The sequence below is a fragment of the Pseudoalteromonas sp. APAL1 genome (assembly GCF_021532475.1).
GTDB classification, from domain to species: Bacteria; Pseudomonadota; Gammaproteobacteria; order Enterobacterales; family Alteromonadaceae; genus Pseudoalteromonas; species Pseudoalteromonas lipolytica_C.
Genome location: NZ_JAKGAW010000075.1, coordinates 1 through 13293 on the forward strand (window position 1 = coordinate 1; position 13293 = coordinate 13293).

Consider the following 13293-nt stretch of genomic DNA (forward strand, 5'->3'; position numbering starts at 1 on the left):
GTTTCGCTCGCGCGGAGAAAATTGCGATACTGAGAAAAAATCGATCGCAACCATCTTAAATGGTTTCAAACTAAGAACATACCCAAGACAATTTATTAAAAATTAGTTTTCACACAGTCTGTGCCAAAAGCTGACAAGAGGCCAGCAAATTCATAGAGTACGTTGCAAGAGTATCCCAAGGCGTAATAAACCAGCTAATTTATCCGCTTACAGAGAAGTCTTTGATATCTGATTCGAGATCCTTAATTTGCCCACTTATTTTCTTGCGGAATGCAAAATCTATTTGTTCTGGCCTCATTCCTTTCAGGTTATAACCAAAGTATTTGGCTAGCATTTTGCCTTTGTCTTCAACTGAGGAAGTGTCAAAGTTAGGTATATATTTTGTTTGCCTTTTTCTATGTAATATTTCATGGAAGGATTTAACAAACTTTTTAGGCTTTATGTCAACGTTAAATCGCTTGCATAATTTACTTACGAAATGATCCAACTTATGTAGCGTTTTTTCATCATTTATCTCTGAATAAAAAAACAACCAACCTTTACATTTATCTTCAAAAATACAGCCTGTAATTCTTAAATCTAAGCGCCACGTTAAGAACTCTTTACTTTGCTTCGTAGAATATTTAAAACTAGTAAATAACCCAACTAAAGATTCTTTAAGCTTTTCTATGCTTCCGCTTTTTACTGAAACTTTGTTACCATCAAATTTATAACCTAAATAATCAAACCCATCGGATACCTCAGCAATTTTCGATTTATGTGGCATCTCTTTCGGACAATGTATCACTAAATTATGCTCTGAGTATTTTTGAATTACACTCTCTGCAATTTTTTCAGCATCCTCAAAATCACACAAAATCAAGATATCATCGACATATCTAAAGCTTAAAGAGCTAGGTATGTTGCTAAGGTATTTATCTAAGTCTTGCAGATAAATGGCCGCTAAGATATTCGAAATAGATAAACCTTGAGGCACACCTATTTCAGATTGTTTGTCATCTTTTTTTGATAGGGTCACAGTGGGAGCTTTGATTGCTGAAAACAAGACCCCCGTTATATCAGGGTGCAATCGCAACCTTTTATTCAGCTGTTTTTCAAGTAATTTATGTTCTACTGATGGGTAAAAATTAGATACATCAAGCTTTACATAACCATTATACATCCCTGTTTCTATACCTGATTTTATTTTTCTTATGACGTTTTGGGGTAATTCGAAATTAACACTTTTGCCAAACCTGTTTTGCAAAAAATCGCACATAGCTCTTAAGGCTATTCTATCCCTTACTGTGGGGATAGATATTTCGCGCGGAGGCTTTCCTCTTCCTTTGCTGATTAAGCTAAGTTTATATTTAGTAAAATCATAGCTACCATCTTTCATCTTTCGAGAAATAATTTTAATTTGCTCTTTCTGCTGCTTTCGAAATGTATACTGATTGATATTGTCAATACCAGTACCGCCAGAGTAAATTATTACTTCATGAAAAATCCGAGTTAAATTTTCTTCGGAAAAAAAGTTATCGAATTGTTTTCTGATATTTATCATTATTAACTACACCATAGCTCTGCTAAAAAACGAACGCATTTCGCAATAAAACTTACTATATTATTTCCGTTTAAAAATATGGTGATGAGAATAGGAAGTAGATATAGAAAAGAAATATATAATTTACGATATTTACGATTCTTTAGAGCTATATCGATCTGATATTGTGTGGGGTGCGGTTTCACTTTTGCTTTGTCAGTCGCAGACATAAAAGTATCATACAAAGCTTCTGGGTAATCTACTGGTGCTTGATTTTCACATTTATTGAGTGCTTCCTCATACTCCTTTGCAAGCTCTAAGCATGATGTTTGGTTTTTTTCATGCTCACAGGCTCTAACGTAAAGAGTTTTAAGATACTCGTAATTCTCTTTAACTGACGCTGCTCGTTCTTTATAAGATAAGCCATTAATAAACCCCGAAACCACAAGAACTAAAACAGAGTATATAAGCCAATATTTGTTCAAGTTAGTATCAGTATCTGCATTTAGGTAATGAATAGACACTGCCACGGAATAAAATGAATACCAGAAAAGAATTACTTGAGAATGAAAGGCGTTAGATAGTAGTCGTCGTTCAGTACGAATTCTTGTTTGACGCGTCCACCATATATTATCTGAAAGCAAATGATTATCCTTAATTTAAGTGCCAAAGGAGTTATAAGTTATCAAGAGTTAACGCCCTTCCTTGTGTTAGGGCAAGCTTTAGTTGCTTAACTAAAACTAAAAGCAATTACTTGCTTTTCAAAATTACGTTCACTCATCTCTGAGTGGGTGATAGAGCATACCACCACTCCTGAGGCACTACATTAGATTAACCCCATAACCACATATTATCAATAGGATTTGTCTCAACAACTAGAGAATCAACAATATCATTCCCTACGTGAAAGGGCAAAAGGGGTCAAGCCGCTTACTTGATAATATAAAGAAAGCGGAGATCTGCTTCTTGCTTAAAGCAGACCTTTAAAGCAATTACGTTAACTCACTTTGGGGCAGTAACGAGTTATGCCTGATGTCAGCTATTGGACTTTAGCCGAACTTTGGTATGGATGGTGGATTAGCTCTTAGTTGCCTTTCATTTGAAGCTATAACCAAGAAGTTAAATATTGATAAATAATAAACAGTATATAAACAGATAAAAGCCCAGCTTTACTGGGCTTTGCACTCTCACAATTTAATGCTTTTTCATTTTACTCATTTCGGCATGACAACTTTGAATTGTCAGCAGGGTTTTTGATAACGCGGCTTCACAATCATGTGGCTGTGGTTTTTTAAGCGCGTGCTTGATTTCGGCTAGTGTTTTATCTTCAACTTCTTCAAGTTCACTAACATAGGTGGCGTTTTTGTCGGCACCGAGTTTAGTGATTACTGATGTATAAGCTTTACGTGCTTCTACAGCAAAATCAGAGCCATTTTCGCGCTCGCCATTTTCGTTAATAGCATAAGGTTGTAAGCGCTCAACACTTACTTTACGCGCATCTATCATGCGTTGAAATAAGGCAATTATGCTTGGGTCGGTTACTTTTTCCTGTGCTTTTTCATAAAAATCGATACCGCTATTCATAACTTGGATGATATCTGCAATATGATGAACGTCTTGTCCTTGATGAGTATTCATAATGACCTCTTTTTGAATATTAAAAACAATGCAATTAGATACTTGCAAAGCATATTCCAGTTCATCACTTAAATATAAAGTTATTGTATTTCAGTTGGTTATTGGTTTTTCGCGGGAGGAGGGTTACTGATAAGCTAAGCTAACACTTTGCTTATCAGCAATAATTACAATTTGGTTGGTAAAATCTTACTTAAGCTCGTCGGCTACTTCTGCAACCTTTTGGCGTAACCAAATATGGCTTGCATCACGGTGTAATAGCGGGCTCCAAATCATATCGAGCTCAAACGGCGGAATAGGGAATGGCGGCTCAAGAATTTTCAGGCCCGGATCATCTAAATAAATATTTGCGGCTTTTGAAGGCAACGTTGCAACCAAGTTTTGTTCTTTCGCTAAGTGAATAGCAACGTGGTAATTACGGGTAAAGGTGGCAATATTACGGTGTTTACCAAAGTGAGCGAGCGCTTCATCGACCCAACCTAGCTTTTGCACATCTTTAGGGTCCATACCAACGCCCACACCAAAGCCTGTTTTACTTACCCAGATATGACGCGCTTTTAAATAGCTGTCGAGGCTAAAGTCTTTGATAATCGGGTTATCTGCTTTCACTAAGCAACAAAAGCTGTCTTTCCAAATTTGCTTATAGTGAAACGATTGCGGTAAGTTTTCAAAGCGGTTGATAGCCATATCTACCTTACCGTTTTCAACATCGTGGAAGGTTACATCACTTGGGGTCAAAATATCGAGTGTGGTATCAGGGGCTTCTTCGTGTAATTTACTTAACAAGCGTGGGGCAAGGGTACTTGCTGCATAGTCACTGGCCATGATGCGAAAAACACGTTTACTTTGTGATGCCTCAAACTCGCGGTTTGGTGCAAGTGTTTCTTCAAGGGTCATTAATATGCCGCGGATCACTGGCTGTAACTCTTTTGCACGCTCTGTCGGTACCATACCCTCACTGGTACGCACCAAAATTGGGTCGTTAAATAAATTACGTAAGCGTTTTAAGCCATTACTCATTGCTGGCTGGGTAATGCTAAGCTGGTTAGCTGCTTTGGTTACATTACATTCCCTGAGAAGAGTATCTAGGTAAACAAGTAAGTTTAAATCTATTTTACTAATATTCATTCTGTGTCCTTGGTGTTTACCAATAATGGATAAATCGTTGTGCAGCAGGGTATGGGTAAATATGGCTTACGACACCTTGCTTAAAGTTGTATTGTGCTTGTCGCCAATAGGCTGGATCTTCAAGCTCTGGGTGTGTACTCAATAAGTATTGCTTATACACCGGGTTTGCTGTCACAAAGGTACATAATTGCTCTGGAAACACATCTTGTGGTGCCACAGAGTAGCTTTGCTCATTGGTTAGGTAATCATCGTACGTTTTGGCCTTAGGTAAGGCACGAAAATTCATATCGGTTAGATACTGAACTTCATCGTAGTCATAAAAAATAACGCGATTATGTTTACTCACCCCAAAGTTTTTCAACAGCATGTCGCCTGGGAAAATATTAACGGCGATCATTTCTTTTAAGGCTTGGCCATATTCTTCTATTGCCTCAAAAGCTTGTTGCTCACTGGCATTTTCAAGATAAAGATTTAACGGTGTCATCCGTCTTTCAATATATAAATGCTTGATGATTAGCCATTCGCCTTCAATAATCATCGAAGAACCAATCGTTTTATGTAACTCTTCAAGTAATTTACTATCAAATCGAGCCAGTGGAAATACGACGTTCGAATACTCTATGGTATCGGCCATGCGACCAACACGGTCATGACTTTTTACTAATTGGTAGCGTTTTAATACGGTATCGCGGCCAAAGGGTTTGCTTTCACCAAAGGTATCTTTAATTACTTTAAATACATAGCCAAACGAGGGCAGGGTAAATACCATCATTACCATACCTGGTGTACCGGGGGCTATAACGAGCTGGTCATTTGAATGATCTAAATGACTTAAAAACTCACGATAAAATTCGGTCTTACCTTGTTTATGAAAACCTATGGCGTTGTACAGCTCTGCCAGTGTTTTATTAGGCATAAGCTGATTTAAAAAGCGCACTAACGCAGATGGTGCATGGGTTTCAACCATAAAATAAGCGCGCGCAAAACCAAAGATAACCCGCATTTGTGATGATTTGGTAAGTAGGGCGTCAAGGTATAGGCCTTTGTCTTCGTGGTGCAATACCGCAATAATAAATGGCTGTACGCCACTTTCTGACACCACGCGACCAACAATATAAGCGGCTTTGTTACGGTAAAACGGTGCTTGCAGTATATCAAAGCGCATTTGCCATGCTTGATGATGTGTATCGGGTGCTTGTTTATAAAACGCCTTAACGAGTAAACGAATATCGCGTTCTAAATCAACAAAGGGCGCTTTAAAATCAAACTGATTTATAATTTTGCGAATAGTAGGTCTTAAACCATCCACAACCGGGTGGTAACTACGGTATTCGGCTTCCATTGGCAATGCTGGGGCATCTGCTAGCGTTGCTTTTACAAATATAAAGTCATTATTAAAATAACGGCGATGGAATAAACGACAAAAAACTGAGTTGTAAAAGGTTTCGGCGAGTTCTGCTTGAGGGTGAAAGCGCAAAAATTGCTGATAAAGTTGTTTGGTTTCAAGCCAGCAGGTTTGGTCTAAGGTAATAATTTGCTGTTCATTAAGCGATTTGAGCTTAGCAATGGTTTCGTTAACCCGATCATCGTAATGGCTAATTCTGAGTTTGCTTATTTCATTTATTTTTTGCCAATCACGCTGTGCAAACGCGAGTGGCGCTTTAGCAGTAATTGCTTGAAAGAGTTTATAGTGATTGCGAAACCCAGATAAAATTAACTCTGCAATGTGTTGTGGCTGCATATAAACTCCTTACTTATACCAACATAGAGCAATAACTCTATAGGTGTTAAGAATATGTTATTTATTCTTTAAACCCAATAGTAAAGTGTATTTAATTATATCGAGCGAGTTTTTTCTCTAAGTTTACGATTTTTTTGTTAATGTTTTTCACGTCTCGCACGTATTGCTTATTAATTGCTTTAAGCTGTTTATTTATGTCTTTGTTAATTTCTTTCGCTTTTTTATCTGACAACCTTTTATTTAAGCGTTGTTCTTGTTGATATTGCGCTCTATCTCTATCGCGACTCAAAATATCTAAACGATACTTATAACTACGGATCTCTGCTTCGAGATCTCTAATAATTTGCTGGCGCTCTAATTCATTCAGCTCTTTAACATAATTATTAGGTGCTTTAATGTCGGGATCGGTAACGTGGATTTTGTGCTTGGTTGCACGGTTACCGCAGGGGTATTCACTAAAAACGGTGCCTCTGTCTGTGACGCACTTATAGTATTCAGTTGTTGCAGCAAGTGATGAAAGGGAGCAGGTCAACAAACAAACTATTATTGAAAAAGTGATTATAGTTTTCATGACATCCATGTCTCCTAAATCAGTAATAGGGCTGTGTGTGGGTATATTTAAAACTAGCTCGTAATAATGATTTATCAATAATCACTAAGGCGTATAACGTTTTAGTTTTTTAATACTTTGCACCAAAAATGGGACATCAAGTCTTTGCTCAATCGCAAAACCTTGTGCAGCAGAAATATTTTTAAAATTACCATCAGAGTCAATCAGAGTAATTCGGTCTTTCTTAAAGGCAATGAAAACATCTTGAGAATAGTTAACACCGGTATCATCATGGCGTTTATATAGGTTGCTTCCTAGCATAGTTTGCTTTGCGAGCGTATTACAGCTGAAATAATGGCCAACACTTGTGGCAATGATATCGCTTGGTTGGATAAGACCATCAGTTTGCACCACTTTTTTGTCTGAACTGTATAAGCGTGAGGCAGTGACAATACCATTGCTGTTATTAGCTAAACTAAAGGCAAAAACGGCATTTGCTGCTTCACGTGGGCGTGTAGTTTCATCCGCGCGAATAAGACGAATAGCCGGATTTATATCTTCGTTGTTAATAAATTCGAATTGTTCAAAACCATTAATTTGTATTGAGCGATTATCAGCAAGCCAAACAGGGAGTTGCTGTTTGTCTAGAATCGGGGCTTTGTAAAATGCTGGTAGGCCGTACACTAAACTAAATAACGTGTCTTCAGCTTCGATAGGTTGTAAGAACAAGTCTGTCTTACGCAGTGCAGGTTCAGTGCTAACAAATTGCTCAAGAGCGTTATTGTTTTCAAATACCAAAATATCGATTGTGGCACTTGAGTCAGCCTTACATTCAGCAAGAGGAGTAGGTGCTAAGTAATCTATGTTGTGTGGGTCTAATCTAACATCATGCGCTTCTTTATAGCTTTCGATATCTAGTAAATCATTTTTAGCTAATAAGCTTTTTGCCGTTGTTGGATAAGACAATGGCAATACATTATCTTGTTTAGTGATGTCGAACTTTAAGTTGGCATCAGCCCAAATATGAATGCTGTGGCTCAGTGCAAAACACACTAGAATCGTGCTTGTCGCATAACGCGGAAATTTATATTGCTTTAAACGTGCTAAGTGGTGCCATGTATAGTTACTTACTAATAACTGAAACGCTAAAATTAACAGCACAATACCACCCGCTAGAATCGTGGTAAGAGCAGGTGAGCTTGTTAAGCGGTGCCAAAGCAAAGACACAATTTCGGGTAGTGCAGATGTATTTAAGTGATAACCCAAGTTGAAATACACATAGGCATCAAGTGTCAATAATGAAGCACCAAGCGTTGCGATAATAGCCGCCATCCCTCGGATATGCCGAGGGTATGGAAACACTAAGCTTAATGGAAATATCGTCAAAACAAAGGCAATAAAAGTAATAAAGCTGGTGTGGCTTAACCAAGTTACGAGCATGTATAAATAGCCCATAAAGGTGGTTGGTGCACTGTCTGCAACTAAGTAGCTTAGGCTAATAAATAGCACTAAGCCTATGTTTGCAAAGGTGAACCAATGTCCCCAACTTAGAAGCTGACTTACTTTTGATGAGAATTGACTTTGTTGCGATAAATTCATAAATCTTATTTAACCGACTGAGCTAATGCTTTGGCGAAATTGTCGGCAACCGCTTGTCTTTTCTCTGATGGTACATGCTCTTTTAAAATATGCGTGATAGAATTTCCTAAACACATAAGGCTTAAATCAACAGGCGCTTTGTGCTCTGTTAGTACATCGATCAGCTGATCAACGATTTGTTCTACTTGCTCATTAGAATATTTTGATATGATAGGCATCAGTTGGTTCGGTAAAAAGAGTTATATTCCCGTATTTTAACACCAGAGGCGTGAAAAACAAAGATGACAATAGATGTTAAAAAATTAGTCGTTCATTATGTAGACAAAAAAGATGACGACACAGATATTCATTTACGCAATGATGAGATGGTTGTTAACGATAAAGTAGCCGTTTTTATTGAACAGCTACACCATGCATACAATGGTAAGCCGGGTAAAGGTTATTGCGCATTCAGTGGCGAGAAAAACAGTATTGTTGCATCAGCTATGCAAAGCTACCGTAATAACGAGCTTGGTTTTTGGCACATGACAGAGCAAGCGACAAATGTGCTAAAAGAAGAGCTAAATAAGTATGCCTTCAACGAAACGGGTTATTTAGTTTTTTGCCATTATCAGTATGTTGCGAGTGACTTTTTGTTAATTGCCATGATTAATATTAAAGAGCACTACTCAATTACTTCTGAGCTTGATCTAGCGTCATCACGTCATTTAGATATTTCGCGTATGCAATTAGCTGCACGTGTAGATTTAACAGCGTGGGATGCGCAACCAGAAGATAATCGCTATGTGTCGTTTATTAAAGGTCGTGCCGGTCGTAAAGTAGCAGACTTCTTCTTAGACTTTTTAGGTTGTGAAGAGGGCATTGATCCGAAACAGCAAAGCCAAGTTATGCTTAATGCCGTAGAAGATTACTTATCTGAGCAACAATACGATAAGTCAGAAAAAGATGAGCTACGCAAACAAGTTTTTGATTACTGTAATGATTGTGTGACTACAGGTGAAGATGCCAATGTTAAAGAACTTTCGGCGACATTATCAAAAAGTGACGACAGCCCATTTGAAAGCTTTTGCCAAGAACAAAATTATGACTTAGAAGAGTCGTTCCCTGTTGATAAGAAAACAGTTACCAGCATGGTTAAGTTTTCAGGTATGGGCGGCGGTGTCAGTGTGAGCTTCGAACGAAAACATTTAGGTGAGCGAGTTACCTACAACGAAGCAACAGACACACTTGTTATTAAAGGTATTCCACCTAATCTTAAAGACCAGTTACAGCGCTTTATGGAGCAAGAAGAAAGTTAATCTGACTCAAGCTTCAAGCGATAAGCTGAGAGAGAATAGTTTTTAGCCCAGCACTTGCTGGGTGTTTTATTTTTTGGGTACTTAAATCACTATTACGTACAAGGAAGAAACATTACACCACTATAGTTTTGTAGCGGCAAATAGTTGAAAGGATCTGCTAGATACTGTCAGCCTTTTCAGAAAAATTTTTAGAGTGGTTAAGTGAAAAGAGTATTTAAATTTTCCCCTAATCATTAGAGGTTGTAGAATAAAATTAAATTAATTCTTTATAGCTAATATTAAATTTTTTTTATTTTTTAATGTGGCTGGGGGTTTATAGTTAATTATAAATAGATTATTTTCAGATTACGATTAATTGCTGATGAGATGGGTGTAAATGGAAAGTTATATCGCAATTTTAATTTCGGCTGGGTTCACATCGATAATTGGTAGTATTGCTGTGATTGTCAACTTTCGAATTAATCAAAGGAATAGGAAAATAAATAACACATTACAGTTGGCTAAAGATTTTGATCAAGATCATTCATTTGTTCAGGTTAGAATGTTCATGTGGGAGAAGTTTTTAGACTTACCTAAAAATAATTATGATTGGGAAGACTTAATTATTGAGTATCAATCTAATGAAAAATCATCAGAGTTAGTGAATATTACAGATAATGATTTAATAGCACTAAATAGAGTCGCAGCTTTTTATAAAATGATAGCTGGATTAATAGAAAACAATGAAGTTGATATAAAGCTTCTACGCTCTTTGTTTGGTTACAATTATAATAGGTTTTGGCAACCTTTAAGAGATAAATTCGAAACTCATACGAATAAAAATGATAGGCCATTGTTTGTTAAAATTCCTGAGCTAGAGGATTGATTTTGAGCTTATGCTATAAATAGGTATTGTAGAATTTATAGCAATTAAGAAAGAGAAGTGATTAGGAACATAAATGAAACTTGCCCAGCTAAATATTGCACTAGCTAAATATCCATTAGATGTGCCAAAAATAAAAGATTTTGTTGATAATCTCGATTTAATAAATGGCGTTGCTGAAAGTAATGCAGCTTTTGTATGGTGATTGAAAGATAAACCAGCTGATGCCACTAATATTAAACTATTTGATGATCTGAATATGATTATCAATATGTCTGTGTGGGAAAGCGCTGATGATCTAAAAATCTTTATGTTTCGCACTCACCACAGAGATTTTATGCACAGAAAAGGTGAATGGTTTCACCGTTTAGAATAAGATAGCTATGTTTTATGGTGGATTGAAGATAACCATATTCCAACCCCTCACGAGGTATTAGAAAGATTGCAATATCTGCGAGAAAACGGTGACAGTCCTCATGCTTTTATATTTAAAAGTAATTTTATGGCTGAAGATCATAGAGGGTAAATGACTCTTTCATTTAACACTGCAAGATTAAATGTCATTGAAGTAAATTCTAATGCAGCTAAATCAGAGCGTACTGCTCTAGTTAAAGCTTTACCTTCGATATTAACCCCCGCTGTAGTTGCAAATTTACCGAGTTATTTTCAAGGCATAGAATCTAAATTAGCGGCTGAGGAGTGGCTTAATACAATGCTTAAAGAATGCCATTTATTAATGCTGCAGTCTTCTGAAAGTGAAATTATAGGGTTCTTGTTCATATATAGCGATAACCCAAATGCCCACATTGGTTACTTATTAGCTGAGCAATATTGGGGGAAGGGCCTTGCATTTGAATTACTGCATGGCTTTATCAACTTGGCTTACACCCACCCACAATGGCATAGGCTTATCGCTGGTGTTGATAAATCAAATACCGCGTCAGTTAAGCTTTTAAATAAACTTTCATTTATTCAGCAAGATGAAGTGGTAAATGATATGTTGTTTTATGAATTTGACTTACGCAAAGAGCCTTTTGGAGAAGAGTAACGATGACTTACAAAGCAGTTAACTTTAAAGATAAGTTTTCTAAATTTACTGAACATTGGTCGCCACGGGTCATTGCCGAAATGAATGACTATCAATTCAAACTCGCTAAAGTTGAAGGAGAGTTTGTTTGGCATGATCATCCTGATACTGATGAAGTATTCATAGTTATTGAAGGGATACTTGAAATTGAGTTTAGGGATGGCGCCGTGACTTTGGAAGCTGGTGAGTTATTTGTAATTCCTAAGGGTGTTGAGCATAAACCAAAAGCAAACAGCGAATGCAAAATAATGCTTGTTGAACCCAAAGGGGTTGTAAATACAGGTAATGCGGGTGGGCAATTGACTGCCACAAATGATGTATGGGTGTAGCGATAATTTCGATATCAGGTTCAGAACTGTAAGAATTAAACCTTAAAAAAGCTACGCATCTTAGTGTTTTTGTGCTTTTACTATTTGGCTTATACTCGTGTTTTTATTTCAGGTAATATATAAAAATCAGCCAATTTGGATCTCAACTAACAAGGCACTAGTGGCATAACGATATATTTTAAGCTTGTGCGGTGATCCTAGTTTTTAACTTAAGTATGGAAAAAGTAATGACAATAATTGCATTTCTAGTTAATTCATTTACCGCAGAGGGAACAGGTGGCAACCCTGCAGGTGTGGTATTAAATGCTGACAATCTTTCAGATACAGAAAAATTGAAGATTGCAAAAGAAGTTGGCTTTTCAGAAACTGCATTTGTAGCCCAAGATCATGAAGTTGACTTTGCAGTATCATTTTTCACGACAACAGAAGAAGTTGATTTTTGCGGCCATGCAACACTTGCGGTGTTCGCTACGTTTTATGAAAAGGGTTTATTAAAACCAGGTTATTATACTCAGCGAACAAAAGCGGGTTTGTTAGGCGTCACAATTGCCGAAGACGGCAAAATTACTATGGAGCAAGCCTTGCCAAAATATCTTGGTGGCTTTTCTTATAGTGACCTAGCAGGCTTATTAGGGCTTGATGAAACTATACTTGCAGCAACAGGTTTACCAATTGACATAATAACCACAGGCTTGCCTGATATTATCGTTGCTGTGCCTAATGGCTACTTAGATAAAATGACTATTGATGAAGCAGCGCTGAGCGAATTTTGTCAACAACATAAAGTGATCGGTGTTCACGCATTTGAGCTTTTAGAGAGCGAAAGTGGGCTAACAGCAAGTTGTCGTAATTTTGCTCCTTTGGTTGGTATACCTGAAGAATCAGCAACGGGGAGTGCCAATGGTGCGCTTGCTTGCTATTTAACTAAACATGTATTTGTTCAGCAAGAAAACCATTTTCAGTTTGAACAAGGTCGAGCAATGGGCTGTCGCTCACATATTTCTACAAGTGTTTACTCGGATGAGCAGGGCGTGAGAAAAGTGTTAGTGGGCGGATACGCCAGTGCCATCGGCTCACAAAAAATCGAGATTTAGTGAACATCTAAAACAAAAAAGCCGCGTTTCATAACGCGGCTTTTTTATATAGCTATCAACTAGTCGGCAGATAATGTTTTCGTCATTTCTGCTCGCGCTCTACCTGCAGGTTTTACTGAACCTGGGCGTAGACCACTATCAGGAATAGCGTCACGTTTATCATGTGCCATAGCCGCCGGAGTAGGTTGTGGCTCGCTGTCTGCAACTGGCGCTGGTTTTGCCATTGCTGCGCTTGCTGAACCTTTAACTAACATTGTTTTTTCATTGTTAGGTGTTGGTTTAGCTTCTTCAGCTTTAACTGGCTCTTCAGCTTTTACTGGCTCTTCAGCTTTTACTGGCTCTTCAGCTTTTACTGGCTCTTCAGCTTTTACTGGTTCTTCAGCTTGTACTGGCTCTTCAGCTTGTGCTGGTTCGTCAGCTTTAACTGGCTCTTCAGCTTGTACTGGCT

Annotated in this window: 13 protein-coding genes and 2 pseudogenes; 6 read left to right on the forward strand and 9 right to left on the reverse strand. The window is 37.6% G+C overall.

Translation table 11 applies throughout. The features are described 5' to 3' along the window. Window positions 1-199: 199 nt before the first annotated feature. The 8 genes from L1264_RS20515 to L1264_RS20550 all read right to left on the reverse strand — a co-directional run bounded on the left by L1264_RS20515 (window position 200) and on the right by L1264_RS20550 (window position 8393). Window positions 200-1543 carry a reverse transcriptase domain-containing protein gene (locus L1264_RS20515; protein WP_206769111.1) on the reverse strand — a complete coding sequence of 448 codons (1344 nt, stop codon included), beginning with the start codon at window positions 1541-1543 and terminating at the stop codon, window positions 200-202. 2 nt (window positions 1544-1545) lie between these two features. Continuing rightward, window positions 1546-2166, reverse strand: coding sequence for an SLATT domain-containing protein (locus tag L1264_RS20520; RefSeq protein WP_199526589.1), 621 nt, complete (start codon window positions 2164-2166; stop codon window positions 1546-1548). A gap of 550 nt (window positions 2167-2716) precedes the next feature. Next, window positions 2717-3160 carry a ferritin-like domain-containing protein gene (locus L1264_RS20525; protein WP_058584881.1) on the reverse strand — a complete coding sequence of 148 codons (444 nt, stop codon included), beginning with the start codon at window positions 3158-3160 and terminating at the stop codon, window positions 2717-2719. A 186-nt stretch (window positions 3161-3346) separates the two neighbouring features. Next, entirely contained in the window at window positions 3347-4285 is a 939-nt protein-coding gene (locus tag L1264_RS20530) for a LysR family transcriptional regulator (RefSeq protein ID WP_054554698.1), read from the reverse strand. 16 nt (window positions 4286-4301) lie between these two features. After that, a complete protein-coding gene (gene aceK / locus L1264_RS20535) occupies window positions 4302-6026 on the reverse strand; it encodes a bifunctional isocitrate dehydrogenase kinase/phosphatase (protein WP_138558333.1) in 1725 nt (574 codons plus the stop codon). A gap of 91 nt (window positions 6027-6117) precedes the next feature. Next, complete coding sequence (locus L1264_RS20540; protein WP_138558332.1) at window positions 6118-6597, reverse strand: DUF4124 domain-containing protein; 480 nt, start codon at window positions 6595-6597, stop codon at window positions 6118-6120. 84 nt (window positions 6598-6681) lie between these two features. Further along, window positions 6682-8175: a DUF3413 domain-containing protein gene (locus tag L1264_RS20545; RefSeq protein ID WP_199526588.1), complete on the reverse strand. Its 1494-nt coding sequence runs from the start codon at window positions 8173-8175 to the stop codon at window positions 6682-6684. Window positions 8176-8180: 5 nt separating this feature from the next. Beyond that, window positions 8181-8393 carry a DUF1414 domain-containing protein gene (locus L1264_RS20550; protein WP_036967930.1) on the reverse strand — a complete coding sequence of 71 codons (213 nt, stop codon included), beginning with the start codon at window positions 8391-8393 and terminating at the stop codon, window positions 8181-8183. A 63-nt stretch (window positions 8394-8456) separates the two neighbouring features. On the opposite strand from L1264_RS20550, the gene yejK reads away from it, so the two are divergent. The 6 genes and pseudogenes from yejK (at window position 8457) to L1264_RS20580 (ending at window position 12845) form a co-directional block, all read left to right on the forward strand. Continuing rightward, the gene (gene yejK, locus L1264_RS20555; protein WP_135924328.1) at window positions 8457-9473 is read left to right on the forward strand and encodes a nucleoid-associated protein YejK; all 1017 of its coding nucleotides are present in this window, start codon (window positions 8457-8459) and stop codon (window positions 9471-9473) included. Between the two features lie 376 nt (window positions 9474-9849). Further along, window positions 9850-10338 carry a DUF4760 domain-containing protein gene (locus L1264_RS20560; RefSeq protein WP_199526587.1) on the forward strand — a complete coding sequence of 163 codons (489 nt, stop codon included), beginning with the start codon at window positions 9850-9852 and terminating at the stop codon, window positions 10336-10338. 73 nt (window positions 10339-10411) lie between these two features. Further along, window positions 10412-10861: pseudogene (locus tag L1264_RS20565) on the forward strand (DUF3291 domain-containing protein). Further along, a complete protein-coding gene (locus L1264_RS20570; RefSeq protein ID WP_199526586.1) occupies window positions 10862-11383 on the forward strand; it encodes a GNAT family N-acetyltransferase in 522 nt (173 codons plus the stop codon). Between the two features lie 2 nt (window positions 11384-11385). Then, window positions 11386-11751: a cupin domain-containing protein gene (locus tag L1264_RS20575; RefSeq protein ID WP_138558328.1), complete on the forward strand. Its 366-nt coding sequence runs from the start codon at window positions 11386-11388 to the stop codon at window positions 11749-11751. 227 nt (window positions 11752-11978) lie between these two features. After that, complete coding sequence (locus L1264_RS20580) at window positions 11979-12845, forward strand: PhzF family phenazine biosynthesis protein (RefSeq protein WP_199526585.1); 867 nt, start codon at window positions 11979-11981, stop codon at window positions 12843-12845. A gap of 59 nt (window positions 12846-12904) precedes the next feature. Here the strand turns inward: L1264_RS20580 and L1264_RS20585 are convergent. Beyond that, window positions 12905-13293, reverse strand: a pseudogene (locus tag L1264_RS20585) (ribonuclease E); the annotation flags it as partial.

Excerpts from the sequence above, each read along its gene's own strand:
- L1264_RS20515 (WP_206769111.1), bottom strand. The coding sequence starts at position 1,543 with ATGATAAATATCAGAAAACAATTCGATAACTTTTTTTCCGAAGAAAAT.
- L1264_RS20525 (WP_058584881.1), bottom strand. The coding sequence starts at position 3,160 with ATGAATACTCATCAAGGACAAGACGTTCATCATATTGCAGATATCATC.
- L1264_RS20530 (WP_054554698.1), bottom strand. The coding sequence starts at position 4,285 with ATGAATATTAGTAAAATAGATTTAAACTTACTTGTTTACCTAGATACT.
- aceK (WP_138558333.1), bottom strand. The coding sequence starts at position 6,026 with ATGCAGCCACAACACATTGCAGAGTTAATTTTATCTGGGTTTCGCAAT.
- L1264_RS20540 (WP_138558332.1), bottom strand. The coding sequence starts at position 6,597 with ATGAAAACTATAATCACTTTTTCAATAATAGTTTGTTTGTTGACCTGC.
- L1264_RS20545 (WP_199526588.1), bottom strand. The coding sequence starts at position 8,175 with ATGAATTTATCGCAACAAAGTCAATTCTCATCAAAAGTAAGTCAGCTT.
- L1264_RS20550 (WP_036967930.1), bottom strand. The coding sequence starts at position 8,393 with ATGCCTATCATATCAAAATATTCTAATGAGCAAGTAGAACAAATCGTT.
- yejK (WP_135924328.1), top strand. The coding sequence starts at position 8,457 with ATGACAATAGATGTTAAAAAATTAGTCGTTCATTATGTAGACAAAAAA.
- L1264_RS20560 (WP_199526587.1), top strand. The coding sequence starts at position 9,850 with ATGGAAAGTTATATCGCAATTTTAATTTCGGCTGGGTTCACATCGATA.
- L1264_RS20570 (WP_199526586.1), top strand. The coding sequence starts at position 10,862 with ATGACTCTTTCATTTAACACTGCAAGATTAAATGTCATTGAAGTAAAT.
- L1264_RS20575 (WP_138558328.1), top strand. The coding sequence starts at position 11,386 with ATGACTTACAAAGCAGTTAACTTTAAAGATAAGTTTTCTAAATTTACT.
- L1264_RS20580 (WP_199526585.1), top strand. The coding sequence starts at position 11,979 with ATGACAATAATTGCATTTCTAGTTAATTCATTTACCGCAGAGGGAACA.